Annotated in this window: 26 protein-coding genes and 2 riboswitches; of the genes, 17 read left to right on the plus strand and 9 right to left on the minus strand. The window is 65.8% G+C overall.

Going from position 1 to position 25,699, the window contains the following annotated elements:
* The 3 genes from OU995_RS16080 to OU995_RS16090 form a co-directional block, all read right to left on the minus strand.
* On the minus strand, positions 1-2,010 hold the full coding sequence (locus tag OU995_RS16080; protein WP_267831023.1) for a phage tail tape measure protein: 2,010 nt from the start codon (positions 2,008-2,010) through the stop codon (positions 1-3).
* A 17-nt stretch (positions 2,011-2,027) separates the two neighbouring features.
* Complete coding sequence (locus OU995_RS16085; RefSeq protein ID WP_267831024.1) at positions 2,028-2,252, minus strand: DUF7681 family protein; 225 nt, start codon at positions 2,250-2,252, stop codon at positions 2,028-2,030.
* A 121-nt stretch (positions 2,253-2,373) separates the two neighbouring features.
* On the minus strand, positions 2,374-2,754 hold the full coding sequence (locus OU995_RS16090; protein WP_267831025.1) for a hypothetical protein: 381 nt from the start codon (positions 2,752-2,754) through the stop codon (positions 2,374-2,376).
* A gap of 32 nt (positions 2,755-2,786) precedes the next feature.
* Between OU995_RS16090 and OU995_RS16095 the strand changes: the two genes are divergently transcribed.
* The 6 genes from OU995_RS16095 to OU995_RS16120 all read left to right on the plus strand — a co-directional run bounded on the left by OU995_RS16095 (position 2,787) and on the right by OU995_RS16120 (position 5,494).
* Positions 2,787-3,473, plus strand: coding sequence for a winged helix-turn-helix domain-containing protein (locus OU995_RS16095; RefSeq protein WP_267831026.1), 687 nt, complete (start codon positions 2,787-2,789; stop codon positions 3,471-3,473).
* Positions 3,473-3,925 (plus strand): gp16 family protein, encoded by a 453-nt coding sequence (locus OU995_RS16100; RefSeq protein WP_267831027.1) that lies wholly within the window; start codon positions 3,473-3,475, stop codon positions 3,923-3,925. Before OU995_RS16095 ends, OU995_RS16100 begins: the two co-directional genes overlap by 1 nt.
* 1 nt (position 3,926) lies before the next feature.
* Positions 3,927-4,355, plus strand: a complete 429-nt coding sequence (locus OU995_RS16105; RefSeq protein WP_267831028.1) for a Mor transcription activator family protein — start codon at positions 3,927-3,929, stop codon at positions 4,353-4,355.
* The gene (locus OU995_RS16110; RefSeq protein WP_267831029.1) at positions 4,355-4,678 is read left to right on the plus strand and encodes a hypothetical protein; all 324 of its coding nucleotides are present in this window, start codon (positions 4,355-4,357) and stop codon (positions 4,676-4,678) included. Before OU995_RS16105 ends, OU995_RS16110 begins: the two co-directional genes overlap by 1 nt.
* A gap of 53 nt (positions 4,679-4,731) precedes the next feature.
* Positions 4,732-4,905, plus strand: coding sequence for a hypothetical protein (locus OU995_RS16115; protein ID WP_267831030.1), 174 nt, complete (start codon positions 4,732-4,734; stop codon positions 4,903-4,905).
* 235 nt (positions 4,906-5,140) lie between these two features.
* Entirely contained in the window at positions 5,141-5,494 is a 354-nt protein-coding gene (locus OU995_RS16120; RefSeq protein ID WP_267831031.1) for a hypothetical protein, read from the plus strand.
* On the opposite strand, the gene OU995_RS16125 is transcribed toward OU995_RS16120, so the two are convergent.
* Positions 5,488-5,685, minus strand: a complete 198-nt coding sequence (locus OU995_RS16125; RefSeq protein WP_267831032.1) for a hypothetical protein — start codon at positions 5,683-5,685, stop codon at positions 5,488-5,490. The genes OU995_RS16120 and OU995_RS16125 overlap by 7 nt on opposite strands.
* Before the next feature lie 107 nt (positions 5,686-5,792).
* Between OU995_RS16125 and OU995_RS16130 the strand changes: the two genes are divergently transcribed.
* Together OU995_RS16130 and OU995_RS16135 are read left to right on the plus strand one after the other, a co-directional pair.
* Positions 5,793-6,047: a Lar family restriction alleviation protein gene (locus OU995_RS16130; protein ID WP_267831033.1), complete on the plus strand. Its 255-nt coding sequence runs from the start codon at positions 5,793-5,795 to the stop codon at positions 6,045-6,047.
* A 7-nt stretch (positions 6,048-6,054) separates the two neighbouring features.
* On the plus strand, positions 6,055-6,360 hold the full coding sequence (locus OU995_RS16135) for a hypothetical protein (protein WP_267831034.1): 306 nt from the start codon (positions 6,055-6,057) through the stop codon (positions 6,358-6,360).
* 702 nt (positions 6,361-7,062) lie between these two features.
* On the opposite strand, the gene OU995_RS16140 is transcribed toward OU995_RS16135, so the two are convergent.
* A complete protein-coding gene (locus tag OU995_RS16140; RefSeq protein ID WP_267831035.1) occupies positions 7,063-8,088 on the minus strand; it encodes a LacI family DNA-binding transcriptional regulator in 1,026 nt (341 codons plus the stop codon).
* A gap of 230 nt (positions 8,089-8,318) precedes the next feature.
* Between OU995_RS16140 and OU995_RS16145 the strand changes: the two genes are divergently transcribed.
* From OU995_RS16145 to OU995_RS16165, 5 genes are all read left to right on the plus strand, one after another.
* A complete protein-coding gene (locus OU995_RS16145) occupies positions 8,319-8,948 on the plus strand; it encodes a gluconokinase (protein WP_324288569.1) in 630 nt (209 codons plus the stop codon).
* Entirely contained in the window at positions 8,945-9,505 is a 561-nt protein-coding gene (locus OU995_RS16150; protein WP_420714734.1) for a TRAP transporter small permease, read from the plus strand. The genes OU995_RS16145 and OU995_RS16150 overlap by 4 nt, the downstream gene beginning before the upstream one ends.
* An 8-nt stretch (positions 9,506-9,513) precedes the next feature.
* Positions 9,514-10,806 (plus strand): TRAP transporter large permease, encoded by a 1,293-nt coding sequence (locus tag OU995_RS16155; protein WP_267831036.1) that lies wholly within the window; start codon positions 9,514-9,516, stop codon positions 10,804-10,806.
* Between the two features lie 92 nt (positions 10,807-10,898).
* Positions 10,899-11,924, plus strand: coding sequence for a TRAP transporter substrate-binding protein (locus OU995_RS16160; RefSeq protein ID WP_267831037.1), 1,026 nt, complete (start codon positions 10,899-10,901; stop codon positions 11,922-11,924).
* 68 nt (positions 11,925-11,992) lie between these two features.
* Positions 11,993-13,084 (plus strand): patatin-like phospholipase family protein, encoded by a 1,092-nt coding sequence (locus OU995_RS16165; RefSeq protein WP_267831038.1) that lies wholly within the window; start codon positions 11,993-11,995, stop codon positions 13,082-13,084.
* 76 nt (positions 13,085-13,160) lie between these two features.
* Here the strand turns inward: OU995_RS16165 and OU995_RS16170 are convergent, their stop codons facing one another.
* The 4 genes from OU995_RS16170 to gcvT form a co-directional block, all read right to left on the minus strand.
* The gene (locus OU995_RS16170) at positions 13,161-14,627 is read right to left on the minus strand and encodes an L-serine ammonia-lyase (protein ID WP_267831039.1); all 1,467 of its coding nucleotides are present in this window, start codon (positions 14,625-14,627) and stop codon (positions 13,161-13,163) included.
* A gap of 24 nt (positions 14,628-14,651) precedes the next feature.
* A complete protein-coding gene (gene gcvP / locus OU995_RS16175) occupies positions 14,652-17,540 on the minus strand; it encodes an aminomethyl-transferring glycine dehydrogenase (RefSeq protein WP_267831040.1) in 2,889 nt (962 codons plus the stop codon).
* A gap of 120 nt (positions 17,541-17,660) precedes the next feature.
* Complete coding sequence (gene gcvH, locus OU995_RS16180) at positions 17,661-18,035, minus strand: glycine cleavage system protein GcvH (RefSeq protein ID WP_267831041.1); 375 nt, start codon at positions 18,033-18,035, stop codon at positions 17,661-17,663.
* A gap of 107 nt (positions 18,036-18,142) precedes the next feature.
* Positions 18,143-19,270 carry a glycine cleavage system aminomethyltransferase GcvT gene (gcvT, locus tag OU995_RS16185; protein ID WP_267831042.1) on the minus strand — a complete coding sequence of 376 codons (1,128 nt, stop codon included), beginning with the start codon at positions 19,268-19,270 and terminating at the stop codon, positions 18,143-18,145.
* Positions 19,271-19,382: 112 nt separating this feature from the next.
* Positions 19,383-19,523: riboswitch (glycine riboswitch) on the minus strand.
* 28 nt (positions 19,524-19,551) lie between these two features.
* Positions 19,552-19,675: riboswitch (glycine riboswitch) on the minus strand.
* A 104-nt stretch (positions 19,676-19,779) separates the two neighbouring features.
* On the opposite strand from gcvT, the gene OU995_RS16190 reads away from it, so the two are divergent.
* The 4 genes from OU995_RS16190 (at position 19,780) to OU995_RS16205 (ending at position 25,616) form a co-directional block, all read left to right on the plus strand.
* A complete protein-coding gene (locus OU995_RS16190; protein WP_267831043.1) occupies positions 19,780-22,593 on the plus strand; it encodes a hypothetical protein in 2,814 nt (937 codons plus the stop codon).
* Positions 22,594-22,648: 55 nt separating this feature from the next.
* Positions 22,649-23,308, plus strand: a complete 660-nt coding sequence (locus tag OU995_RS16195) for a response regulator transcription factor (RefSeq protein ID WP_267831044.1) — start codon at positions 22,649-22,651, stop codon at positions 23,306-23,308.
* Positions 23,305-24,672, plus strand: coding sequence for an ATP-binding protein (locus tag OU995_RS16200; RefSeq protein WP_267831045.1), 1,368 nt, complete (start codon positions 23,305-23,307; stop codon positions 24,670-24,672). The genes OU995_RS16195 and OU995_RS16200 overlap by 4 nt, the downstream gene beginning before the upstream one ends.
* Before the next feature lie 149 nt (positions 24,673-24,821).
* Positions 24,822-25,616: a DUF4349 domain-containing protein gene (locus OU995_RS16205; RefSeq protein ID WP_267831046.1), complete on the plus strand. Its 795-nt coding sequence runs from the start codon at positions 24,822-24,824 to the stop codon at positions 25,614-25,616.
* Positions 25,617-25,699: the final 83 nt, after the last annotated feature.

Consider the following 25,699-nt stretch of genomic DNA (forward strand, 5'->3'; position numbering starts at 1 on the left):
TTACTGCCGGCGGCTGTACCACTCGACCTGCTCGTCCACCACAGAGGTGATTTCGCGGCCGTTGATCATGACCTTGATGGGCGGGCGGTTGGCCATCGCGGCGGCTGCAGCCTCCAGCGCCTGCGCGGCCTCGGCCTGGCGGTTGGAGTTGAGCGCCTCCTGCGCCTCCTGATTGCCGAAGAATGTCATCACCTGTGCGATGGTCTCGCCGATGCCATCAGCCACCTTGGTGCCCTCGATGCCCTTGTAGGCGAGCGAACCGGCTCCGTAGCCTACAGCGCCGGCCGCCAGCACTCCGGCACCACCGACGGCAAGCGCTCCGGCACCGCCAGCGGCGGCCACCAGGCTGCCGCCGGCGCCGAGCGCGGCGCCAGCACCACGGGCGATCAGACCACCACCGCCTCCGGTCAGAAGATTCACCAGGCCGCTTGCCGCGACCGCTGCGGAGAAGGCAGTAACCGCCACCTTGGCGCCTTCCAGCGCCTCGCCGAAGCCCGGGTAGCGCTTGTAGAGATCGGTCTGCGCCTCGGCCAGCTTCGCGATGACGCTGTTGGAAGCGTTCATCGCCTGGGTCTGGGCCTGTTGCACCTCGAAGGCCCGCTGGTCGAACTTGTAGCCGGCACCCTCTTGGAATAGCGCCAGCGCCTCGCTGATCGTGCGCTCATCACCGGCTTCTGTGGTCTTTAGAACATCCCCAACGTAGGCACGGTTGTTCATCAGCCCGACCAGCGACATCAGCGCCTGGCGGTCTTGGATGACCTTCCCGATGGCCGATCCCTGCAGGATGTCCTGCTGGGCCGAGAACGATGCGCGGCGCTCATCGTTGCTGGCGCTTGATGCACCCTGACGAGCCTCCATGAAGCGTGGATCAGATGCCACGATCTTGTCCACCATGTTGACGAAGGCATTGAGTCCGTCCACGCCCTTGCCGCGCGCTGCGGCCAGCGTCCCTGGAAGGTCGATGCCGAGTTTCTTGAAGTCGTTGGCGGTATCGCTGCTATTGATCTTGGCCAATAGGTTGACCAGGTTGTTGCCGGCCTCGTCCTTGCTGCCGGCGGTGATCACGCTGGCTTGGTTCGCAGCGAGCAGTTGAGCGAGACCGGATGTTCCGCTTAGCCCCAAACTGCGTGCAGCCGCCATTTGTTGTGGCAGCCACTTGGCCATGTCCTTGAGCTCGAAGCCGCCTGCCTGCCCTGACGCCATCGCCATGCCGAGCACTCGGCCTGTCTGATCGCTTGGAATGCCGAATGTCTGCCTGGCGCGAATCGCGATGCGCGCCAGCTCGACCGGGCTTGCCCCGCTCGCGGTGCCCGCGCGCTGCAGCGTCGGCAGCATTGCAGTTGCCTCGGTGACGTTGGTGAAAACGCCGCTGGCCACTAGTTCGTTGAGGGTGCTCAGCGCCTGCTCACGCGTTCCGCCGCCCGCTCGCACAGCGCTGGTAATGGAGGCATCAAGTCCTCGCAGGCCGTCGCGGCGAGCATCGAGACTCTGTCCTGCGTAGGCGGTGTTGGCCAGGCTACGCAACTCTGTGTCGTAATCCGCAGCGCGTCGCGCGGGTGCGGCGATCACGGCCGAGGCCGCGGTGGCCCCGGCGACCACGCCAGCCGCAGCCCGAACGCGGTTGAACGCGTTGGTCTTGCGCTCGGCGTCCTTCGATGCGTCACCCACTTCTTTCGTGGCCCGCGCGAGGTTCCGCAGCCCTGCAGCTTCGCGGTTCAACTTCTGGAGGTTGTCCGCGACCTTGCTGCTGCGCTCTGCGAGCCCGCCCAGCTCCGATTGCATGCCGCGAAGGCCGCGCTCGGCCTCCTGGGCGGCCCTGCCGACGACGCTGGTGCGTGCCCCCACGAGAGCCAGTCCACGCGCGGCCTGGTCGCCGACTCCGGCGATCTTGTTCAGTCCGCTGACGACCTTGCCCAGCTCCGAACGCACCTCCCCCAAGGCACGCTTGAGCGGCCCCACCAGCCGGTCATTCAGGCTGAGGTCGAGTGATAGCTTGAGCGGGTCGGCCACAGCAGCGCGGACTCAGGTCAGAACGTGGTGGGCTGCGCGATCGCGCGCGTGGCCGCCATAAAGCCTTGCTGGCAATGCGTGCGGCCGACAGACAGCCAGCGCTGGTCGATGCCAGGCACGTCCTTCAGCTCGTCGAACAGCGCGCCGATCTGCTGGGCATGCGCCTTGATGCGGTTCATGCCATCGATCTCCGCCTGGCTCAGGTCGCGATAGCCGGTGATCTGCTTGTGCTGGTTGTCCATCAGGGCTTCTTCTTTCTCAGGCTGACGTAAGTGATAGAGCCGTCCTCACTGGACGGCCCACCGCGGCGGCGCTTTGGCGCGAGTGCTTCCAGCAGCGCCACCAGCTCGGGCATCTCCAGCCCTAAGGCGTGGTCCGGTGGGATTCCGTGGCGGGCGAGGGTTGCTCGGACGACGACCCACCATTCGAGTCCGCGCCGCCGAGCAGCAGTTTTTTTTGCAGCTCGAGCGCACGGCGGTCCAACTCGTCGAAGTCGGCGACGTGCATGCTGGCGACCAGGTTGTAGTCGATCTGCTTGGGCGTCAGCGTGCCGAGCTTGACCAGTTGGCGCGCGAAGACGGCTGCGTTCAGCGCCACCGAGTTCGCCGTGCCGACCTCGGTGATGGCGTCGATGTTGTCGGCCACGACGGCCGGGCGCAGCGTGAAGTCGCGATGCAGCACACCGTCGACCTCGACGCCGATGGGCAGCTTGCCGTCCTGGGTGATCTTGTGGGTATTGCTCACGCGATCACTCCTCGACCTTGCGCAGCGCATTCATGACAGCCCCCGATTTCAGCGAGGACGATCCCATGCTGATGCAAACCGTCATTCACACGCCCGCAGGAGCCGCCCCGGCGGAGAAGCCCGCGGGCGCGATGAACTCCGTCTTCGACACCAGCGCCGTGCCGTCAGCACCCGCTGCACCGAAGCCTGCCCAGAACGCCGCCCAAGAGCGCAATCGGCGGGTCTTGCTGGACGTTTTGAAACGGGGCGAGGGTTCGGGCGCAGCGCTGGCCAAGGTGGCGGGCATCGCCCAAGCTACGGCCAGCCGAGTCCTGCGCGAGCTGGTGGAGGAAGGCCTGGTCGAGTCCAACGGTAGGAAAGGGTCGCAGATCAAATTCCGCCTGAAGGCAAAGACGGCTATGGGCGGCTTTCACGCCTGGCTGAACAAGAAGGGCGAGGCCAGCGCAGAGGGTCGCCAGTCGGGCCGCAAGAACGTTCGACCGGCGCAGCCCTCGACACCCACGGCAGGCACCGGCCCCAAGGCCACGCGCACCCAGCGCACCGAAGTGCGCGGAGAGCCGACGCTCGCGCCGACCTGGTCGTGCGCCCTGGAGAGCAGCGGCCACCTGGTCATCCGTGCCAACGGCGAGACGGTGACGCTGGACGCTCAACAGGCACGCGGCGTCACGGCCTGGCTGCAACGCGTCGACGCGGCCCTGGCGGCCGCTCTGGAGGTTTGATGAACACCGTGCGACAACAGCACGGCCGTGCTCGCCCAGCACCGCCGCGCAACAACGACCTGGCGCAGATCCACATCGCCAAGAAGCAGCTGGGCATGGACGACGACACCTATCGCGACATGCTCTGGGCAGTCGCGCGCGTGCGCAGCGCCAAACAGCTCGATCACGCTGGGCGCGCCAAGGTGCTGGATCACCTCAAGCGCTGCGGCTTCACCGGCGTCAGTGCCAGCCGTCCGAAGCGTCCGACGCCGGCGCCCGAGGTCGCGGCCATGTGCCGCAAGGTCCGGGCCCAACTCATCGCGTTGGGCAAGCTGCCCGACACCTACGCCGATGGCATCGCGCAGCGCATGTATGGCGTGCAGTTCTACGAGTGGCTGCAGGCCGACCAGCTCCACGACCTGGTGGCGGCTCTGCAGGTCCAGCAACGTCGGGTCGCCGCATCTGGACGCTGATATGCAAGAGCAGCTGGATCTCTTCGACCCGACAGACCGCGCACGCGGCCGCGCCGTGCAGCAGGCCGCTGGCGAGCTGCCGCGCCTGGCGCTGGAGCTGATCGAGGTCATGGGAGAGGTGCCGGCCATGCAGCTCATCAATGCGATGGGCGGACTTTCATTCTGTGTGCCGGGCTGGCCTTTGAAGCGCGTTTCACAGCGCTTTGACCGCCTCGTGCAGATCGTCGGCGAAGCGGCCGCGATCAAGTACGCCGAGCGCTGGGGCGACGTCGAGATCCAGGTGCCCAAGTGCGCCGCGGCCATGCGGCTGGTCCGCAACCGCGACATCGCCCGCCGCTACGAGGCCGGCGAGCCCGTGCAAGACATCTGCCGCCGCTACGACGTGTCGGAGCGGCATTTCTGGAAACTGGTGAAGAAGGACCTTGCTTAATGGCAACGAACAAGAAACCGGCCATCGCGCAGAAGCCGATGGCTTACGTGGAGATCGGCCACGACGGCTACCTCGTCCCCCTTGCCGATGGTCAGCGCCTGGTGGGTATCCTCGCGTCTGCTGTCAAGGCGCGGCAGGACTACCGCGGCGGCCTGGAGATGGTCTATGAGGTGCAGCACGAAGCTGAGCCGGCGCGTGCCTCGCTCACCATCGTTCAGCCCAAGCAGGTGGTCGTTGCTCGCGAAGAGCCTGAGGCTTCTCACAAGCATCGCGCCAAGTCCATCGGCCATGAGCCGCTAAAGCTCACGGGGCCCGTGCGATGAGCGCCTGGCGGCACGGCTGCTGCACCGACAAAGCATGCACCGGCAGCACCTGCATGGAGCTGCCGGTCGGTGAAACCTGCAGCGATTGTGCGCACTTCAAGCACTGCAAGGTGTTCTATGGCCATGCGGCGACGGACACCTACTGCGATTTCTTCCCTCGTCGCTTCAGGCCGATGCCTGCGACGAAGGCGGACACACGCATCCAGATCGGCCCTCTCGACGTGTAACCCAACCTCTCCCTGATCAGGCGATGCCTGATTTCCCCGGCGCAGTACGGCCGGGGCTTTTTCAAGCCGCTGCGATGGCAGTTTGAAAAAGCCAAGAGGAGCCAGTCACAGCCCCTTTGATGCCTATCCGTTGTCCTCCCTGATCGGGTGTCACACCCGATTTCCCCGGTGCAGTTGGCCGGGGCTTTTTCAAGCCGCTGGCGACGGCGGTTTGAACAAGCAGCAAGGAGCGATTGTGATCACCAAGACCATCTTCAGCGTGCGCGACCGCAACGGCGCATATCAGACCCAGACGGTGCAGGGCCAGCGCGCCAGTTCCACCAGCAGCTACCGCGAAGCCGCGATGCGACTGGCCCAGAAGCTGAACCCCTTCCGCGCCTACGATCTGAAGCTGCTGGACAGCAGCCAGCACGGGGTGCAGGTCTTCGAGTTGGAAGTACTCCATGCCGGCTGCGCTTCTGCCCGCGATGCCACGGGCCAAGGCGAGCCGGCCGTGAACCTGCGCGCCTTGGTGGATGCGGTGCCTGATGAAGGTGGCGCCGTCGAGCTGCAGCCTGGCACTCGGTACGTCTGGCCGAGCGATCAGTGAAGCTCGGGGGGCGTCTCGATGTCGAAGGGAGTCAACGCGCCACACTTCGTGCAGACCAGGTCCGTGGTCCGCGAACCGTCTTCCTTGATCGGGCCAACTTTGAGCTGGTTGGCGTGCTTGAACTCTTGCCCCGCATCGCTGACCGTCACGAGCAACGCCTTGCACTTCACGCAGAGAATTTGTCGTTTCATGGGAACCCTCCTCGGGTTGGCAGTTGTGGTGACCGCCAGGGTAACCCGGGGAGGGGCCCACCCCCTTTCGGCGGTTGTCCCGCTGAGCTAATCGAGGAGAGCCGTCAATGAGCGAAGCTGTGGATCAACAGATCGAGCCGCGCCTCCTTCCATGCCCGTTCTGCGGCCACGCCGAGCCGGTGCTTGAAGACGCTCGCACGATCTGGATCGTGCGTTGCAAATGTGCCGCCTGCGTTCTCGGTGAACGTGCGCCTGAGCCAGATGGCAGCGAATCCGATGCCTACTGGGAGCGTATTCGCCAGACCGCTATCGACGCATGGAATCGGCGGTCTCCCATCCCAGCGCTGACTGACGTCAGGTGAGCTGACGATGCCCGTGTATCGCCAGCAGCCCGGTCGCCCCGGCTTCATGCACATCAAGCTCGGCGGCCGCGGCTCCAAGAACCCACCGGCCCCATGCGTCGCGCGCGCATGGATCGAGGGCAAGGACGAGCGCTGCGCCTGCATCAGCAGCTTCCTCTGCGATCACGAAATGAGCGACGGCCGGACCTGCGACGCGCCACTGTGTGACGCACACGCGCACCAGGTCGCCAAGAACCGGCACCTCTGCCCGGCTCACTTCGCGGCCTACCGCGAGCGTGAGCCCGACCTGTTCTCCGGCCCAGCCGAGACCTGATGGCCGCGTCGGCCTGGGCGATGGTGAAGCTCCACGTCTCGTGGGGTGAGGTGCCGCCATTCGGCGCCGTGCTGCAGATGCGCACGGGCCGCCGCTGCCAGGTCATCGGCGTCCGAGGCCACACCCTTGCGGGCCATCGTTCTGCCTCCCGACGCCCCTATCGATCCCGGCAGGCCAGTGCTTGCGTGGCAGTGAGCGTCCCGCGCCAGGAAGAAGGGCTGCAACGCACTTTGAACCTGTGGATAACCGGGTTTCAAGGGCGGTTTCATACTTCCACCTTTCCCCGAAGCCCCTCTTGCGCGCCGTAGCGCTAAGTTGTTGATGTTGCTGCTGATTACTAGAAAGGTGGAAGTGGCCCGAAAGCTGGAAGTTCACTTCCAGCTTCTCGCTCGAAGGTGGAAGCGCTCCATCAGCCCATTGCTGGCGCTTCGGCCCGTCTGGCCCTATGAAATGGTCCTGCGCGGGCCAGAACAGGCCCCATGACAGTTTCCGCTGTCGTCCGCCCCCGTGGGCCTCAGATCGTGCGCCCGCGCTTTCTGGCGGCGTTTGACCGGGCATGGGCTAAGTGCCTGTCCCGCCAAGGTTTTCGCCCGCCTTAACCCACCAAGGCCCGGCTCTTCCCAGTTCCGTTCCCCTGCGCCCCCTCACAGCTCCAGGCCACAGTCAGTCTGAAGTGGGGGCTGCAGCACACCCCCAGCATGATCAGCAACTGCCTCGCATCAGCAGCTCAAACCCCAGGTCCACACACGGCTGTTCCACCGCCTCGCCGCGCATCAGGGTGATCAGCATCTCTGCCGCCCTCAGGCCGATCTCGCCGCGAGGGGTGCGGACGGTGGAGAGCGGGGGCAGCATCTGCTCCCCCCCCGTCAGGTCATTGAAGCCCGCAATCGCCACCTGGCCCGGCACCTGGATGCCGCGGCGCAGGGCTTGGAGCAGCGCGCCCTGGGCCAGGTCGTCGTTGTTGAAAAAGATGGCGTCCACGTCCGGCGCTTCGGCCAGCACCCGATCAAACATCTGCGCGCCCAGCGCAAATGAGGAGGGCGCCGCATCCATGAACTCCAGCTGCGGGTCATGCAGCGCGCCCAACGCCGCCCGGTAGCCGGTGGCCCGTTGCAGCGTGCGCGGGTCCAGTTGCGCGGCCGCAAAGGCAATCCGGCGGTAGCCCCGGTCCCGCAGGGCCTGCGTCATCGCGCGGCCGGCTTCTTCCTGCGAAAACCCCACCGAATACAACCCGCTGCCTTGCCGGTTTTCCATCAGGTGTACACAAGGCACACCGCTGCCCATCAGCAAGCTGCGCGCCGCATCGGTGCGATCAAAGCCCGTCACCAGCAGCCCCGCAGGACGGTTCATCAGGTAGGTGCGCAGCAGTGCCTCCTCTTCCTCCGGCTGATAGTGCGTCACACCGATCATGCTCTGGTAGCCCGCCGACAGCAGTGTGCGCTGGGCCGCGTCCAGCAGGTCCACAAACAGTGCGTTGGACAACAAGGGAATCAGCAGCACCACCTGGTTGCTGCGCGCCGAAGCCAGTGCCCGGGCGGCCGGGTCCGGCACATACCCCAGCGCCCGCACCGCCACCTGCACCCGCTCCACCAGGTCCGCCGCCACCCCGCGTTCCCCACGCAAGGCCCGCGATGCGGTAATGGGGCTCACCCCCGCTGCCACCGCCACATCCTGCAATGTGACCCGGCCAGTCGCACGGCGTCGTTTCGGGGCAGGTGGCTGTGTCATGGTGCGTATTTTCCCTAGCATGGTGCGTGGCGCTCCGGCGTAGGATAGCGCTACCCACCCGGCGGCAGGAGCGGTAGATCCCCTGAGAGATCCACCACCGGCCGCAAGGGCGCGAGCTGCCTCAGGCAGCCGCAGCAGGAGACAACCGGACGGCGAAGGTTTCGCCGTCTCTTTTTTAATAATGGGACAGCGCTATCCAATGGATGGCGAACAAGGAAGGCCAGACGCCAATGGCTGAAGAAGAGACCTCCCTGGCCCCGGCGGCCTCCATCGTGGTGATGGGGGTGGCGGGCTGTGGCAAGACCAGTGTCGGTGCGGCGTTGGCGCGCAGTCTGCGCTGGCCCTTCATTGAGGGCGATGCCCATCATTCTCCGTCCTCGATTGCCAAGATGCAGGCGGGCCAAGCGCTCACCGATGAGGACCGTTGGGGCTGGCTCGACCGGCTCGGCGCCTTGTTGCAGGCGCCCGGGCCGGTGGTGCTCAGCTGCTCGGCCTTGAAGCGGGCGTATCGGGACCGCCTGCGCACGGCCCATCCCCCACTGCAGTTTGTTTACATCGACATCAGCCGGGACCTGGCCTTGGCCCGGGTGACCGCCCGTGCAGCCGGCCACATCTTCCCGGCGAGCCTGGTGGAAAGCCAGTTCGCCACGCTGGAATCGCCTGTGGGGGAGGCCGGTGTGATGACCGTTTCGGCGGAGCTTGCGCTCGAGGATCAACTGCAATCGATCCTGGCGCAACGTTTGGCGCAGCCCGTCCAGCGTCCTGACGCCGCCACAGGCGCAACAGATGCCGCAGCGGCAGCTGCGGCAGCATCGTCATCCGCGCTTCCTCATTCTTCCTCCCCGGAGACAGGTCCATGACACCCACCACCGCTCCTCCGCCGTCGTCCGTGCCGCCCGGGCTCCCATCCGTGCCTCCCGCCCAGGCGGAGCCACGTCCGCTCTGGCTGCGCCTGGCCGAAGGCGCCATGGCCCTGTGCCTGGGCGTGATGGCGCTGGCCGTGTTTGTGAATGTGGTGCTGCGTTATGGCTTCGGCAGTGGTGTGGCCGCCAGCGAGGAACTGGCGCGGCTGCTGTTTGTGTGGATGGTCTTCATCGGCGCCACGGCCGCTTATCCGCTGGGTGAGCACATGGCCTTCACCAGCCTGCTGCTTCCGCTGCGGCGCCGCAAGACGCTGATGATGGGTGTGGCTGCGCTGATCCGCATCGCCGTGGTGGCGGCTGCCGTCATGGTGGCCTGGGGCGCCTGGCAGCAGGTGGTCGTGGGCCTGGACAGTCGCTCGGTGGTGCTGGGCTATTCCAATGCGCTGCTGCCGCTGCCGGCGCTCCTCAGCAGTGCGCTGATCGGCCTCATGGCCTTGTGGCAGTTGGTGCGTGCCCGGCCGTTGGAGCTGGACCACGAGCTGGACGTGGAGTGACGCCGACCATGAGCAACGAAGCACTCTCCTTCATCGTTTTCGTCGTTGGCATGCTGGTGCTGATGGGCCTGGGCATCCCCATGGCTTTTGCACTGGTGCTCACCGGCGCCGGCATGGCCTGGGCCCTGGACTTCTGGGACACCCAACTGCTGGCGCAAAACCTGGTGGCCGGCATCGACAGCTTCCCGCTGCTGGCCGTGCCCTTTTTCATCCTGGCCGGTGAGCTGATGAATGCTGGCGGGATCAGCCGGCGCATCATCGAGATGGCCCAGGCCTGGGTGGGGCACATCCGGGGTGGGTTGGGATTCGTGGCCATCGGGGCCGCCGTGCTGATGGCCAGCATGAGTGGCTCCGCCCTGGCCGACACCGCAGCGCTGGCCACCATCCTGCTGCCAATGATGAAGCGTCATGGCTACCCCATGGCCACCTCCGCCGGCCTGATCGCCTCGGGCGGCATCATCGCCCCGATCATTCCGCCGTCCATGCCCTTCGTGATCTACGGGGTGACCACCAACACCTCGATCTCGGCCCTGTTTGTCTCCGGCATCGTGCCTGGTCTGGTGATGGGGCTGGGCCTGCTGCTGGCCTGGAAACTGCAGCTGCGCAAGATCGATCTGCCGGAAGGCGAAGCCCTTCCCTGGGGCGATCGGCTGCGTGCCACCTTCAAGGCCTTCTGGGCGCTGTTGATGCCGGTGATCATCATCGGCGGCATGAAGTCGGGGGTGTTCACGCCCACCGAGGCCGCCGTGGTGGCCGCCTTTTACGCGCTGATCATCAGCTTCCTGGTGCACCGTGAGATGAGCTTCGGCCAGTTGCATGGCGTGCTGGTGCGTGCAGCCAAGACCACCGCAGTGGTGATGTTCCTGTGTGCGGGCGCCCAGGTGGCCAGCTACATGATCACCCTGGCGGACCTGCCGGGGGTGCTCACCCAGTGGCTGGGCGGGTTGATCGAATCGCCGCGTCTGCTGATGGCGCTGATGATGGTGCTGCTGGTGCTTATCGGCACGGCGCTGGATCTCACCCCCACCATCCTGATCTTTGCACCGGTGATGCTGCCGATCGCGGTGAAGGCCGGTATCGACCCGGTGTACTTCGGCCTGATGTTCGTGCTCAATGGCGCCATTGGCCTGATCACCCCGCCGGTGGGCACGGTACTGAATGTGGTGGCGGGGGTGGGGCGCCTGTCCATGCACCAGGTCATCCGGGGCGTGAATCCGTTCCTCATCACCTATGCGCTGATCCTGGTGGCATTCACCTGCTTCCCATCGCTGGTCACGGTGCCGATGCACTGGTGGCGGTGACTGCACCGTCGATCCCACTGATCCAACAAGGTCCCAACCCCAACCCCAACCCCAAGCGCACAGCGTTGACAAGGTCCAACAAGGAGACTCCCATGAAGTGCTTGCCGATTCGTCGTCTGACCCTCGCCGCCGCTGCGGCTTCCCTGCTGCTGGCAGCCCTGCCGGCCGCTGCGCAGGAGATCAAGCCCCGCCTGATCCGCTTCGGGTACGGTCTGGCGGAAAACAGCAACCAGGGCCGGGCGGTCAAGGTGTTTGCGGACGAGGTGCTGAAGCTCTCCGGCGGCAAGATGAAGGTGCGTGCCATCGGCGGCGCGGCGCTGGGGCCGGACACCCAGATGCAACAGGCCTTGATTGGTGGCGCCCAGGAAATGATGGTGGGCTCCACCGCCACGCTGGTGGGCATTGCCAAGGAAATGGCGCTGTGGGATACGCCCTTTCTGATCAACAACACCCGTGAAGCCGATGCGTTGCTGGATGGCCCGGTGGGGGACAAGGTGCGCGCCAAGCTGGAAGAGAAGGGCATGGTGGGCCTGGTGTATTGGGAGAACGGTTTCCGCAATCTCACCAACAGCAAGCGGCCCGTGGCGAAGCTCGAAGACCTGGACGGCATCAAGCTGCGCGTCATGCAGAACAATGTCTTCCTGGACAGCTTCAAGCAGTTGGGCGCCAATGCCGTCCCCCTGCCGTATTCCGAGCTGTTCACGGCGCTGGAAACCAATGCGGTGGACGGGCAGGAGAATCCCTACAACACGATCCTGTCGGCCAAGTTCTACGAGGTTCAGAAGTACCTGACCATCACCAATCACGTCTACAGCCCGTGGATCGTGACGGTGAGCAAGAAGTTCTGGGACGGTCTGTCCAAGGACGAGAAGGCCGTGCTGCAAAAGGCCGCTGTGGCCAGCCGCGACTTTGAACGCAAGGACACTCGTGACGAGGCGGCCAAGGCCTTGGCTGCGCTCAAGGCCAAGGGCATGCAGGTCAATGAACTGACGCCCGCCGAAGCCGCTCGCATGCGCGACAAGCTGACCCGGGTGAATGCCGGTGTGGCCACGCAGGTGGGCATGGAGCTGTGGAACGAGACCCAGGCCCAGTTGGCGAAGCTGCGCGGCGGGAAGTGAGCCGGGTGCAGGGCCTGCGCAGCGGCTGACGCCCGGCTATATTCCGGGCGTCTTCCGGAGAGAACACCATGGCACCTGCCTCTCATTCCCGCTCGTCGGCTGCTGCCGGACGCCCCCTGGACCTGGCCCTGCAAGGCGGCGGCTCGCACGGTGCCTTCACCTGGGGCGTGCTGGATGCCTTGCTGGAGGATGGGTCGATGACGCTGGACGGGGTGTCCGGCACCAGCGCCGGGGCGATGAATGCGGCGGTGCTGGCCACCGGTTATGCCCAGGGCGGGGCCGCAGGTGCGCGCGAGGCGCTGCGGGCCTTCTGGCAGGCGGTTTCAGGTGTGCCGGCCTGCTTTGGCCTGGCGGGCGAGGCCACGCCTCATGCGGACACGGTCGCGCCGGCGTCTTTGCCGGCCTGGCTCTACAACCGCAGTGCGTGGCCCGGGGCGGTGGCCTGGGATGCCTGGCTGCGGCTGTGGAGTCCCTATCAACTCAATCCGTTCAACCTCGACCCGCTGCGCAACATCGTGCGCCAGCATGTGGACGAGCAGGCGCTGCGTGAAGGGCCGATCAAGGTGTTTGTCACGGCCACGTCGGTGCGTACCGGCCAGCCTCGGGTGTTCAGCGACGGCGATTTGAGCATTGAAGCGCTGATGGCTTCGGCCTGCCTGCCCCGCAGCGCGCAGACGGTGGTGATCGACGGCGAGCCATTCTGGGACGGCGGGTTTTCCGGCAACCCGGCGCTGTGGCCGCTGGTCTACGGCACACAGACCGATGATGTGCTGCTGGTGCAGATCAATCCGCGCGAGCACGCTGGCATCCCGAAGACGGCGGCCGAGATTGATGACCGCATCAACGAGATCACCTTCAATGCCAGCCTGGTGGCCGAACTGCGGGCCATTGCCTTTGTGCAGCGGCTGCTGCGTGACCGTCGGGTCGATCCGAGTCACTACAAGGCGATGCGGCTGCACCGCGTTGCGGATGAGGCGGGCCTGGCGCCGTTTGGTGCGTCGAGCAAGCTCAATACCGATTGGCGGCTGCTGACCACACTGTTTGATCTGGGCCGTGCCGCAGCGCTGAAGTGGCTGGGGCATTGCGCCAAGCATGTGGGCAAAGAGAGTACGCTGGATATTGGCGAGGTGTTCCTGGCCAATCGGGTGAACAAGGCGTGAACCTGGCGAGAACCTGGCGTGAGCAAGGCGAGAACCTTGCGTGAACCTGGCGTTAGGCCACGCCTCCCATCGTCCGTCAGCACTCGACGATGTTCACCGCCAGCCCGCCGCGGGCTGTTTCCTTGTATTTCGTCATCATGTCCGCGCCGGTTTCGCGCATGGTCTTGATGACCTTGTCCAGGCTCACATGGTGGGTGCCGTCGCCGCGCAGCGCCATGCGGGCGGCATTGATGGCCTTCACGGAGGCAATTGCATTGCGCTCGATGCACGGGATCTGCACCAGACCGCCCACCGGGTCGCAGGTCAGCCCCAGATGGTGCTCCATGCCGATTTCGGCGGCGTTTTCCACCTGGGCCGGGGTACCGCCCATCACCGCGCAGAGCGCAGCGGCGGCCATGGAACAGGCCACGCCCACTTCCCCCTGACAGCCCACTTCGGCGCCGGAGATGGAGGCGTTTTCCTTGTAGAGAATGCCAATTGCGGCGGCCGTCAGCAGGAAGTCGATGATGCCGTCTTCATGTGCCCCCAGGGCCGGATTGGTGCGCCCGCCAGGGCCGGCGCCAGATGCTTCGGCGCCACCCCGCGGGGCTGGCGGCGGCGGGTTCACAAAGCGGGCGTAGTAGTGCAGCACGGCCGGGATGATGCCGGCGGCGCCGTTGGTGGGGGCCGTCACCACCCGTCCCCCCGCCGCGTTCTCTTCATTCACCGCCAGCGCATACAGGTTGACCCAGTCCATCACCTGCAGCGGGTCGCGCAGAGCGGCCTCGGCATCACTGGTGAGTTCGCGGTGCAACTGAGCCGCGCGGCGGCGGACCTTGAAACCGCCCGGCAGAATGCCTTCGGTGCGGCAGCCCCGCTGCACACAGCTCTGCATCACCCGCCAGATGTTCAGCAAGCCGGCGCGGGTGTCTTCATCGCTGCGCCAATGGCCCTCATTGCGCCGCATGATCTCGGCGATCGAGCATTGCTCGCGCTCGGTCAGCGCCAGCAGTTCGGCACCGGTCTTGAAGGGGTAGGGCAGCACCGTCGTGTCCGGCGCAATCTGCTTCTGGCGGGAGCCATCGGCCAGCACTTCTTCGGTGACCACAAAACCGCCACCCACCGAGTAATACACCCGGTTCTGCAGCTCGTTGCCATCGGCATCAAACGCGATCAGGCGCATGCCGTTGGCATGCAGCGGCAGGCTCTGGCGCCGGTACAGCACCAGGTCCCGCGCTTCATCAAAGGCGATCTCATGCTCGCCGCCCAGCGCCAGGCGCTTGCGGCCCCGGATGTCTTCCAGCAACGCGGGAATGCCCTCCACATCGACCGTGTCCGGCTCATGGCCGGCCAAGCCGAGCAGCACGGCCTTGTCGCTCCCGTGCCCCTTGCCGGTGGCGCCGAGCGAACCGTAGAGCGCGGTGGCCACGCGCACCGTGCGCTCCAGCTGCCCTTCATGCCGCAGACGCTGCACAAAAAGCCGGGCCGCCCGCATCGGGCCGACCGTGTGGGAGCTGGAGGGACCGATCCCGATCTTGAAAAGGTCAAAAACAGAAACGGCCATCAGGGCACCCCCTTGAGCTGAGACTTACGCGTAGTCCGACACCGGCGGGCAGCTGCACACCAGGTTGCGGTCGCCGTAGACGTTGTCCACACGACCCACCGGCGACCAGTACTTCACCTGGCGCAGGGCCGCGACCGGATAGGCCGCTTCATCCCGGCTGTAGCCATGGGTCCATTCGGTCTTCAGCAGGCTTTCGGCGGTGTGCGGCGCATTAACCAGCGGGTTGTCCGCCTGCGGCCAGTGGCCGGCTTCCACCTTGCGGATCTCTTCACGGATCTGGATCATGGCCGCGACAAAACGGTCCAGTTCGAACTTGGATTCGCTCTCGGTCGGTTCCACCATCAGCGTGCCTGCCACCGGGAACGACAGCGTCGGCGCATGGAAGCCGTAGTCGATCAGGCGCTTGGCCACGTCTTCGGCGGAGATGCCGCTGCTGTCCTTCAGCGGACGCAGGTCCAGAATGCACTCGTGGGCCACGCCGCCGCCCTTGACGCCGTCGATGTTGCCGCTGAAGTGGATGTCGTAGTGGTCCGACAGGCGGGCCGCCACGTAATTGGCCGACAGGATGGCGGTTTCGGTCGCGGCCTTCAGGCCGGCTTCGCCCATCATGCGGATGTACATCCAGGAGATGGGCAGCACAGCGGCATTGCCCAACGGGGCGGCACTCACCGCACCGATGGACGTCTTTTCACCCAGGCCGGCGCTGCGATGGGCCGGCAGGAACGGCACCAGGTCTTCCACCACGCAGACCGGACCAACGCCCGGGCCGCCACCGCCGTGCGGAATGCAGAAGGTCTTGTGCAGGTTCAGGTGGGACACATCGCCCCCGAACTGGCCCGGCGCCGCCACGCCCACCAGGGCATTCATGTTGGCGCCGTCCACATAGACGCGGCCGCCATGCTCATGCACCAGCGCGCAGATTTCCTTCACATGCGTGTCGAACACGCCATAGGTGGAGGGGTAGGTGATCATGATCGCGGCCAGTTGGGCGCTGTGCTGTTCGCACTTGGCCTTCAGGTCGGCCAGATCGATGTTGCCTTCCTTGTCGCACTTGGTCACCACCACCTGCATGCCCACCATCTGGGCGGAAGCGGGGTTGGTGCCGTGGGCCGATTCGGGGATGAGGCACACCTTGCGATGCGCTTCGCCGCGCGATTCGTGCCAGGCCTTGATGATCAGCAGGCCGGCATATTCGCCTTGCGAGCCGGCATTCGGCTGCAGCGACACACCCGCATACCCGGTCGCCTGGCACAGCCAGGCGGTGAGCTGCTGGTCCAGCTGGGCATACCCCTGCAGCTGGCTTTGCGGTGCAAACGGATGCACCTGGGCAAACTCCGGCCAGGTGATGGGGATCATCTCGCTGGTGGCATTGAGCTTCATGGTGCACGAGCCCAGCGGGATCATGCTGCGGTCCAGCGCCAGGTCCTTGTCCGACAGCTGGCGCAGGTAACGCAGCATCTCGGTTTCGGAGTGGTGGCGGTTGAAGACCGGATGGGTCATGAAGCTGCTGCTGCGCACCAGCTCGGCCGGGATCAGGGCTTGCACCGCAGCGGCGCCTGCGAAGGCGTCCGGCACCGTCTTGCCCTGGGCGAAGACGGTCAGCAGGGCCTGGAGGTCGGTGCGGCTGGTGGTTTCGTCCAGCGACAGGCTGATGCTGTCTTCGACCGCGCGGCGCAGGTTCATGCCCGCAGCGACGGCAGCGGAGAGGATCGCGGCGGTGTGGGCGCCGGTCTGCACATGCAGGGTGTCGAAGGCCGCTTCGTGGGCCAGCGTCAGGCCCAGGCCCTTCAGGCTCTTGGCCAGCACGGCGGTGTAGCCGGCCACGCGTTGCGCAATGCGCTTGAGGCCTTGCGGGCCGTGATACACCGCGTACATGCTGGCCACCACGGCCGGCAGCACTTGAGCGGTACAGATGTTGGACGTGGCCTTCTCGCGGCGGATGTGCTGCTCGCGGGTCTGCAGCGACAGCCGATAGGCGGGCTTGCCATGGCTGTCCACCGACACGCCGACCAGGCGGCCCGGCAGGCTGCGCTTGAATTCATCACGGCAGGCCATGTAGGCGGCATGCGGGCCACCGGCGCCCATCGGCATGCCGAAGCGCTGGGTCGTGCCCACGGCGATATCGGCGCCTTGCTCGCCCGGCGCCTTGATCAGCGTCAGGGCCAGCAGGTCGGCGGCCACCACCAGCAGGCCACCTTGGGCATGCACGGCATCGGCGATCGGCTGCAACGGACGGATCAGGCCGTTCACGCCGGGGTATTGCACCAGCGCACCGAAGCATTCAGCCTGGCCGGCATCCGTGGCGGGGCCGACCTGCACGGTGATGCCCAGCGGCTCGGCGCGGGTGCGGATCACTTCCAGGGTCTGGGGCAGCACATCGTCGGCGACGAAGAACACCTGGCTCTTGCTCTTGCCCACGCGGGCGGCCAGGGTCATGGCTTCGGCGGCGGCGGTGGCTTCGTCCAGCATCGACGCGTTGGCGATGGCCAGGCCGGTCAGGTCGCAGACCATGGTCTGGAAGTTGACCAGCGCTTCCATGCGGCCCTGCGAGATTTCTGCCTGATAGGGCGTGTACGCGGTGTACCAGGCGGGGTTCTCGAGGATGTTGCGCAGGATCACGCCCGGGGTCAGGGTGCCGTAATAGCCCTGACCAATGAAGCTCTTGAGCAACTGATTGCGACCGGCGATGGCCTTCAGTTCGGCCAATGCCTGGGCTTCGGTGACCGCCTCCGGCAGGTCCATGCGCGCGGCGCGCTTGATGCTGGCGGGCACGATGGCGTCGATCAGCGCTTCGCGCGAGGCGGCGCCGATGGCGGACAGCATCAGGGCTTCATCGGCGGCATCCGGGCCGATGTGGCGGGCATGGAACTCGATGTTGTTCTCGAGTTCGGCAAAGGAGGGCAGGGCGGACATGGCGGTGATCCTGAAGGGCGGCGAGGCGGGCGGCCGGCGAGGGGCGGGGCAGGGGGATCCGGCAACCGTGGGCGGGCAGGGCCAGCGGCCCTGCGCGCCACGGTCATTGAAGCAACGGGATCAGCTGTTCTTCAGCAGTTCGTCGTAGGCGGTGCTGTCCATCAGGCCATCCAGCTCGGCCGCATTGGCCAGCTTGACCTTGAAGAACCAGCCGGCCTTGAGCGGGTCGGAGTTGGCCAGGGACGGGTCGTCGCGCAGCGATTCGTTCACTTCCACGATCTCGCCGGACACCGGAGCGTAAACGTCGGCAGCGGCCTTCACCGACTCCACCACGCCCGCCACTTCCTTGGCGGCATAGGTCTTGCCAACTTCCGGCAGGTCAACAAACACCACGTCGCCCAGGGCGTCCTGGGCATGCACGGTGATGCCCACGGTGGCGGTGCCGTCGGCGTGGATCTCGACCCATTCATGGTCGGGCGTGTACTTGATGGTCATGAGAGGCTCCGTCAAAAAGGGCGGAAGAGTCGCTGAAAAATCCGGATCAGATTCCGGGTGGATCCAGGTGGATCCCGTGGGATCCGGGCGGATGTGCTGAAACAGGCTCAGCCGCGGAAGTATCCGTTGGGTGTGAACGGTGTGGAAGAGACCGTCATCGGGGTGCGCTTGTCGCGCACCAGGGCGAACAACTGGGTGCCCAGTGCCGCGTGGGCCTTGGCCACATAGGCCAGGGCCACCGGCTTGTTAATCGTGGGGCCCAGCGTGCCGCTGGTGACCACGCCAACTTCCTCACCGGTCTCGGTGACCAGCTTGGCGCCTTCGCGCACCGGCATGCGTTCGCTGCCCACCAGGCCCACCCGCTTGCGGGCTGCGCCTTCGGCCAGTTGGCGGCCCACCACGGCGGCACCGGGATAACCGCCGGCACGTTCGCCGCCCACACGGCGCACTTTCTGGATGGCCCAGGTCAGCGAGGCTTCCACCGGGGTGGTGGTGGTGTCGATGTCGTGCCCATACAGGCACAGGCCGGCTTCCAGCCGCAGCGAATCCCGCGCGCCCAGGCCGATGGGCTTCACTTCGGGTTGGGCCAGCAGCTTGCGCGCCAGTTCCACCGACCGGTCGGCGGCCACCGAGATTTCATAACCGTCTTCGCCGGTATAGCCCGAACGGGTGACGAAGGTGGGGATGCCGTCCAGTTCAAAGAAGCCGCCGGTCATGAACACCAGCTTCGCCACGTCGGCATTCAGGCGCGACAGCGCGGTCACCGCCTGCGGGCCCTGCAGCGCCAGCAGCGCCTGGTCGGGCAGCGGGCGCACCTCGCAGCGGCCCCCCAGATGCTTGTGCATGTGGGCGATGTCCTGGTCGCGGCAGCCGGCATTGACCACCACAAACAGGCCATCGGTACGGCGGGCGACCATCAGGTCATCCAGGATGCCGCCCTCGTCATTGGTGAACAGGGCATACCGTTGCTTGAACAGTTCCAGCCCGATGATGTCCACCGGCACGAGGGTTTCCAGGGCGGCGGCGGCGTCATCGCCCACCAGCAGCACCTGGCCCATGTGGGAAACGTCGAACAGGCCAGCCGCCGTGCGGGTGTGGCGGTGCTCGGTCATCACGCCGGTGGGATATTGCACCGGCATGTCGTAGCCGGCAAAGGGAACCATTTTGGCGCCCAGTTCCAGGTGCAGGGCGTGCAGCGGGGTCTTGAGCAGGGGCGTGGTGACGTCAGCGGACATGGGAGAACTCCGGGGCATTCAAAAGACCGTCCCGACCATGGCGGCGAAGCGTTGAGGCGCCGGGAGTGCCCGAGGCGATTCAACAATCCGCAGCCGGCTGGCTGGGGTGGGGGATGCCCTCGCTGTCCGCTTTACCTGAGAGATTGGCCATCGGCCGTGCCAACGCACGGTCGCGGCTTGCCCCTTCGGTGGGCGGGCTCAACACCCAGCGCATGCGCTGGCATCCACCCCGCCTCTCTCCAGTGAGGAACGTCTGCGGTGCCGGAAACGCCGGTGCTGCAGACGTCTTGTCAGTCCTTTTGCCTGAGCGTTCGCAGCCGTTGCATCGGTTTTCCGGTGCCTCCACCACTGCGCCTTCGGCGGCTCCCCTGGCTTGCGCGGGGAACTCTCTCCTGACGCTCGCATTGTAGTCATGGATTGCTAGCGCGGCGACTTGTCATCCGAACTCTGTGCGAAACGGCCTCCACCAAGACGGCCCACTTGATGAGAGGCCAGCCGGCCTGACTGCCATGATGACTTATCGGATCAGCGACGCGATCACCAGGGACAGCATTCCGCTCCAAGCGATGCATCGGGCCGATTCATCCCCCCAGCCACCTTTGACGCTGCCCAAGGCTGCGGTCACGCCGCCCGATGTGGCGGATTGGTATGGTGCACCACCCGCTCAGGCTCGTGAATTGCTGGACCGCGAATGGAATGTGCGGACCAAGGTGCAGTTTGTGCCAGACAACTTTCTGGTGTTGCCGAAGCAACTCCAGCTCTCGCCAGCGGGCAGCGCGGACTGGGTGGACCCGTTGGGCGCCGAGACGGCGCGCGCCAACGCCACGCTGCTGCCGTTGGCACCGGCCCGTCTGCCGACTGAAAGGACAGGCAGCGGGGTCAACGTCACGCCAAGCTCGGGCACAGGCCCTTCTGCAGGGACGCTCTGGTCCAAGGCCCTGCCGCATGGGTCGGTCCTGCAGCTCCAGCCTCCCTTGCACGCCAGCGCCACCGCGTCCCCGCTGTTTCAGGCTGCCTTGATGACGAGCGGTGTCACCGATCTGTTTGTGGTGGATGCGCTGGTGCCGCCGCCGGACGCGTCCAAGGCCCCGCTGGCGTTCAACCAGAAGAATCCGGCCGTGCCGGCCGTGCTGAAGCGGCAGGCGGAATGGCCCTTGCGGTCGGACGGACCGTTGGCCACCTTCGATGTCAGCACCATTCGGCCGGTCCAGGGGCAGAAGTTCCCCATGCCCAGAATGCAGATGAACTTCCAGTTGTCCGACACCGCTGGCGGCAAGTTGACGCATCAGTGTCGTGTGCATTGCCTGAATCTGGATGATCCCCAATGGTGCCGGCAGATGCTGCGTGGGCTGATGGTGGACTCGATGGACCCCAGCAAGCGGCCGCTCATGCCGGCGGTGATGTGTGAGGACGGTGCCAACAAGTCAGGTGTGGTGGCCACGGCGCTGCATGCCATGCAATGCCTGGAGGCCATGAACCTTGGCACCCTCCGCATGAGCAGTCCCGAAGACCTGGCCCGCCAGATGGACGCGTTTGTGGCGGCCGGTCAGGCTCAGCGCAGCCCCTCCTTTGCGGCCATGTTGGATGGCATCGACATGCCCAAGCTTGCCAATGACATCTGGGAAGCCTGGACCGACAACCTGAGTTCGCCGGAGACCATGGCGGTGCAGGTACGCCAGCAGCTGTTGAGGGGTGGCGTGCCGACCGTTTCTGATGCGCAGACCGCAGGCGCCAGCGCGAGCGATGTTGTGGATTCGTCTTCGACCCCGGGTGCCGCAGTCACGTCACGGTCCGTCGCGCAGCGGCCGGCGCCTTTGACCTGGGATCGCGTCGGCAGCCCGGTGTCTCACATTTCGGACGATTCGGGGTGTCTGTCTGCGGATGCTCAGCAGAGCAGTCGCGATTCGGTGTTCGACTTCCAGCCGTTGCATCCGTTGCAGCCGGTGGCGGAACTGTCGGAGGAAGAACGCGCGCGCAGCCAGCCAGCCTCCCAGCGCGGCGCGGTGCCCGGCACGGAGGGAGTGCAGACGCCTGCGTTGCCCACGGCGGTGGCTTCGACGCTCTCTCGATTCATGGACAGCTCCGCGACCACCGGCCATTTCAAGGAAATCTCCTTGCCAAGGCACGACGGCGGTCGGGCGCGAACGCTGACGCCTTCCAACCGCATCTCGGACAAGGCTTACGCGACCCTGAGCCGCATCGGCACGGCGCGGCCGGACCGCCCGGCCAAAGCGCAGCAGCCGACCGTGTCGCCGGACGTGCCTCAAGAGCTGAACTACGAAAGGACTGCGTTCCGCGACGATGGGACGCCCCGCATGAATGTGGGTGAACAGACGTTGCTGATGCATCACACCCGCGAGCGGGCGGAGCAGGCAACGAGCGCGGACTTGGCGGCCCTTCATCCGGACGTTCGCCGCGCGTGGTTGCCGGGGGGTGACAGCTTTGAGCGTTTCAAGCTGCAATTGGACGGTTTTGTGAAGGAGATGACGGCCCCCACCGGCCTGTCGGGCTATCTGCGCGCGAAGCTGTCCGATCCCGTCACCCGTGCTCTGGCGCCGCACATCGCGTGGGCCACTACGCTGGCGGAGGAGATTCAGATCGGTCTGGCGCGCGCCATGGAACCGACCCATAGCGCAAATAACGCGGTGCCGGATCCGAGTCAAGCGGCGCTGTTGACCCGGGAAACCATCAAGCAGTTGCTGGAGCAGCGCTTCAATGCGCTGACACCGAGCCAGCAGAGCCGCTGGCGCGAGCGCGTGTCTGGCAAGAGCGATCGCTTCAACCAGGCGCTGCAGGAGAGCCGGCGGCAGGTGGAAGACCTGCCGCTGCGGGTGATGCCGAGAGCGGAGTTCGAGAAGCGGGAGGGAGGAGGGGCCAGGACCGGGGTGGTTCCGTTGTTCTTCACCAAGGCGCCACCGGTGAATCCGAAGGAGCGTGCCGAAGCGCTCGCCGCCGCAGCGGCCAGGGGCGCTAAAGGCGCAACGTCAGGGGCTGCCGCCTCCAGGGCACTGGCAGAAGCCGGCGCACCTGGCTCGCGCAACCTTGAGGCGGACGAGCTCGCTTCCGGTTCTCGCGACAGCATCCGGTCCCGCGACAGCATCCGGTCTGGCGACAGTATCAGCACCAACACCTCCATGACGTCCGTGCAAAGCTTCGCTTCGGGCATCAGCGACATGGAAACGGTCGAGTCGCTGCCCGAGCCGGCCGAGCCCCGGCGTCCCCGTCAGCTGGACTTCAGTGACATCCGCAGCCGGGTGGACCAGGCCTGGGCCCCGCACTGGGTGTTGTCGCTGACTGCGCAGGTGGGGGGACGGACCGCCTGATCCGAGCGGTCCGGGGTCTCCCCAGGAGTCCGCTGGCGCGGGCACAATCGCCGCCATGCGACTCCTGTTGGTAGAAGACGACTCGATGATCGGCGAGCAGTTGCTCGAACTGCTGCGCGCCGATGGTTATGCGGTGGACTGGGTGCGGGATGGCGAAATGGCCGACACGGCACTCCAGTCCCAGACCTACGACCTGGTGCTGCTGGACCTGGGCCTGCCCAAGAAGGACGGCATGCAGGTGCTGCACGGCCTTCGCGGGCGCAAGCAGACCATGCCGGTGCTGATTGCCACGGCGCGTGATGCCCTGCAGCAGCGGGTGGCCGGGTTGGATGCCGGTGCGGACGACTACGTGCTCAAGCCTTTTGAGCTGGACGAGCTGCTGGCCCGCATCCGCGCCTTGCTGCGCCGGGCCGCTGGGCGCGCCGAGCCTGTTTATGAGCACATGGGGGTGACCATCAACCCGGCCACCCGGGAGGTGACGGCCCATGGGCAACCCGTGACGCTCTCCGCCCGCGAGTGGGCGGTGCTGGAGCCGCTGATTGCGCGGCCCGGCATCGTCCTGTCCCGCCAGCAGCTGGAAGAAAAGCTGTATGGCTGGAAGGACGAAATCAGCAGCAATGCGGTGGAGGTCTACGTCCACGGCCTGCGCAAGAAGCTGGGCGCGGAGCTGATCCAGAATGTGCGAGGCGTGGGCTACCGCGTTCCCAAGGAATGAGGGTGCTGCCACGTTCGCTGCGCTACCGGCTGGTGCTGTTCCTGCTGGCGGCCATGCTGCTCAGCGCCCTGGTGCAGGGCGGCAGTGCCTACCGCAATGCCCTGGCCGAGGCCGACGAGATCTTTGACTATCAGATGCAGCAGGTGGCCCTGTCCCTGCGCGCCGGCATGGGCACCGGCCTGCCGCTGCCGCTGGGCGAAGAGCAGAGCATCGATCTGATCGTGCAGGTCTGGGGCCTGGACGGCACGCCGCTGTATCGGTCTGCCGGCCCGGACTGGCTGCCGCAGCGGGCTGTGCTGGGTTTTTCCAATGTCGATCTCAAAGGTAAACGCTACCGGGTGCTGGCCATCCAGGGGCGTTTCCAGGTGGTACAGGTGGCGCAGGACCTGTCGGTGCGCCAGCGCATGGCCGGCCAGTTGGCGTGGCGGACGGTGTTGCCCACCGCGATGATGCTGCCGTTGCTGGCCATGGTGGTGTGGTGGGTGGTGAGTTATTCGCTGGACCCGTTGCAGCGGGTTCGCCAGCAGATTTCCCGCCGTGCGGCACAAGACCTGTCCCCGGTGGACGTGGCCGACCTGCCCAGCGAGGTGGAACCGCTGGTAACCGAACTCAATGCCTTGCTGGACCGGGTGCGGCAGGCCTTCGACACCCAGCAGCGGTTTGTAGCGGATGCGGCGCATGAGTTGCGCTCTCCGCTGGCGGCGCTGAAGCTGCAATTGCAAGCCTTGAAGCGGGCGCCGGACGACCAGGCCCGCGCCCAGGCGACGGATCGGCTGGCCACGGGCATTGACCGGGCGGGGCGCCTGATCGAGCAGTTGTTGACCCTGGCCCGCCAAGACAGCAAGAAGGTGCCGCCACCGCCCGAAGCGATTGCGCTGGACGCGTTATGCCGGGACGTGGTGGTGGAAGCCAGCACCCTGGCGCAGGCGCGCGGCGTGGACCTGGGGTTGGGGCGCTGCGATGCGGTGGAGGTGAGCGGTCAGCGGGATGCACTGCAGATTCTGCTGCGCAACCTGCTGGACAACGGCGTTAAATATGGCCGCAGCCGGGTGGACCTGAGCCTGGAGCGCACTGCCCATCAAGCCTTGGTGGTGGTGGAGGACGACGGCCCCGGCATTCCGGATGCGGAACGGTCCCGGGTGTTTGACCGCTTCTACCGGTCTGAAGCACAGGCGCAACAGGCCCCGGGGAGCGGTTTGGGGCTGGCGATTGCCCTCAGCATTGCCAGCGACCATGGCGCCACGCTGAGGCTGGGGCACAGCACGGGTCTTGGCGGACTGAGAGTGGAATTGGCCTTCCCGCTGAATCACCTGCTGAATCACCCGCTGAACGTGCCGCCGACCTTGCCAGCAACCCTCCCTTAGAACGTTTCCCCGGCAGGGTCCAAAACGCTGCCACCGACCGCTTGAAGCCTTCGGCGTCACCTCGGAGGAGAGCGTGATGCTGGCTATTTCGCATTTCCTTGCATCGTCGCTCTTCGACGCGACGACTAACCAGAACAATCGGAATTTTGATGATTCGTATGCTTCTTGTCGGCCTGTTTGTGGCCTTGGCGACCGGGTGCTATCAGCAGCCTGATTCCGCGTCCTTTTCCCCGCGTGCGGTTCCCGAGAAAGTCGGAATGCCCTCTGCCAAGCAGGAACGGCGGCGCACGTTGGCCTACGCCCATACGGTCGAGATCGATGTGCCGGAAAACAAGTTGGCTTCCATTCAGGCCACCATGCTAAAAGCCTGCCAGGACGCTGCGGCTCAACAATGCGAAGTGTTGGAATCGCAGCTGAAGACCGGTGAATATCCGTCGGCGTTTCTGAAGTTGCGAGCCCGGCCCGAAGGCATCCGGATCTTGCTGGCCACTGTGGGGCAACAAGGGGACATCACCGGTCAATCCACCACGGCGGAAGACCTGGGCGGGCCGATTCGCGACAGTGAGAAGAAATTGTCCATGCTCAAGGCCTATCGGGATGAGCTGGAAGCCCTTCGCAAGCGCCAGTTGCAGGACGCCGACAGCCTGATCAAAATCACCCGTGAGCTGGCTGAGGTGCAGAACGAGCTGGAAGACGCCACCGGGGTACTGGCCGTGCTGGAGAAGCGCGTGGACACCGAATTGCTGTCCATCCTTATCGAGCCGAGGCGCCAGAAATCGTTCTGGAAACCGATTTCGAGTGCTGCCTCCGATTTCGGCGGAAGCCTGTCGCGAGGTATTTCATCGACGATCATCGGCGTCGCCTTTCTCCTGCCCTGGACGCTCCTCATCGGCCTGCTGGTCTGGGTGGGGCGTAAGCTCTGGCGGCGCCGCAATCAGGCCTGAGGCCGGGATGCCGATTTTTTGCAGGTCCGGACCGGTTTAAGAAACATCTAAGGCAGCGGTCTCACACTTCAGCCATCGACTCT

It is taken from the genome of Roseateles sp. SL47, from assembly GCF_026625885.1.
Lineage (GTDB): Bacteria > Pseudomonadota > Gammaproteobacteria > Burkholderiales > Burkholderiaceae_C > Roseateles.

What these genes read in the sequence shown, in the direction of transcription:
- OU995_RS16145 (WP_324288569.1), top strand. Translation starts at nt 8,319, where the DNA reads ATGGCTGAAGAAGAGACCTCCCTGGCCCCGGCGGCCTCCATCGTGGTG.
- OU995_RS16085 (WP_267831024.1), bottom strand. Translation starts at nt 2,252, where the DNA reads ATGGACAACCAGCACAAGCAGATCACCGGCTATCGCGACCTGAGCCAG.
- OU995_RS16195 (WP_267831044.1), top strand. Translation starts at nt 22,649, where the DNA reads ATGCGACTCCTGTTGGTAGAAGACGACTCGATGATCGGCGAGCAGTTG.
- OU995_RS16160 (WP_267831037.1), top strand. Translation starts at nt 10,899, where the DNA reads ATGAAGTGCTTGCCGATTCGTCGTCTGACCCTCGCCGCCGCTGCGGCT.
- OU995_RS16115 (WP_267831030.1), top strand. Translation starts at nt 4,732, where the DNA reads ATGGAGCTGCCGGTCGGTGAAACCTGCAGCGATTGTGCGCACTTCAAG.
- OU995_RS16155 (WP_267831036.1), top strand. Translation starts at nt 9,514, where the DNA reads ATGAGCAACGAAGCACTCTCCTTCATCGTTTTCGTCGTTGGCATGCTG.
- OU995_RS16100 (WP_267831027.1), top strand. Translation starts at nt 3,473, where the DNA reads ATGAACACCGTGCGACAACAGCACGGCCGTGCTCGCCCAGCACCGCCG.
- OU995_RS16190 (WP_267831043.1), top strand. Translation starts at nt 19,780, where the DNA reads ATGATGACTTATCGGATCAGCGACGCGATCACCAGGGACAGCATTCCG.
- OU995_RS16150 (WP_420714734.1), top strand. Translation starts at nt 8,945, where the DNA reads ATGACACCCACCACCGCTCCTCCGCCGTCGTCCGTGCCGCCCGGGCTC.
- OU995_RS16135 (WP_267831034.1), top strand. Translation starts at nt 6,055, where the DNA reads ATGCCCGTGTATCGCCAGCAGCCCGGTCGCCCCGGCTTCATGCACATC.
- OU995_RS16125 (WP_267831032.1), bottom strand. Translation starts at nt 5,685, where the DNA reads ATGAAACGACAAATTCTCTGCGTGAAGTGCAAGGCGTTGCTCGTGACG.
- OU995_RS16095 (WP_267831026.1), top strand. Translation starts at nt 2,787, where the DNA reads ATGACAGCCCCCGATTTCAGCGAGGACGATCCCATGCTGATGCAAACC.
- gcvH (WP_267831041.1), bottom strand. Translation starts at nt 18,035, where the DNA reads ATGACCATCAAGTACACGCCCGACCATGAATGGGTCGAGATCCACGCC.
- OU995_RS16165 (WP_267831038.1), top strand. Translation starts at nt 11,993, where the DNA reads ATGGCACCTGCCTCTCATTCCCGCTCGTCGGCTGCTGCCGGACGCCCC.
- OU995_RS16130 (WP_267831033.1), top strand. Translation starts at nt 5,793, where the DNA reads ATGAGCGAAGCTGTGGATCAACAGATCGAGCCGCGCCTCCTTCCATGC.
- OU995_RS16105 (WP_267831028.1), top strand. Translation starts at nt 3,927, where the DNA reads ATGCAAGAGCAGCTGGATCTCTTCGACCCGACAGACCGCGCACGCGGC.
- gcvT (WP_267831042.1), bottom strand. Translation starts at nt 19,270, where the DNA reads ATGTCCGCTGACGTCACCACGCCCCTGCTCAAGACCCCGCTGCACGCC.
- OU995_RS16140 (WP_267831035.1), bottom strand. Translation starts at nt 8,088, where the DNA reads ATGACACAGCCACCTGCCCCGAAACGACGCCGTGCGACTGGCCGGGTC.
- gcvP (WP_267831040.1), bottom strand. Translation starts at nt 17,540, where the DNA reads ATGTCCGCCCTGCCCTCCTTTGCCGAACTCGAGAACAACATCGAGTTC.
- OU995_RS16170 (WP_267831039.1), bottom strand. Translation starts at nt 14,627, where the DNA reads ATGGCCGTTTCTGTTTTTGACCTTTTCAAGATCGGGATCGGTCCCTCC.
- OU995_RS16205 (WP_267831046.1), top strand. Translation starts at nt 24,822, where the DNA reads ATGATTCGTATGCTTCTTGTCGGCCTGTTTGTGGCCTTGGCGACCGGG.
- OU995_RS16200 (WP_267831045.1), top strand. Translation starts at nt 23,305, where the DNA reads ATGAGGGTGCTGCCACGTTCGCTGCGCTACCGGCTGGTGCTGTTCCTG.
- OU995_RS16110 (WP_267831029.1), top strand. Translation starts at nt 4,355, where the DNA reads ATGGCAACGAACAAGAAACCGGCCATCGCGCAGAAGCCGATGGCTTAC.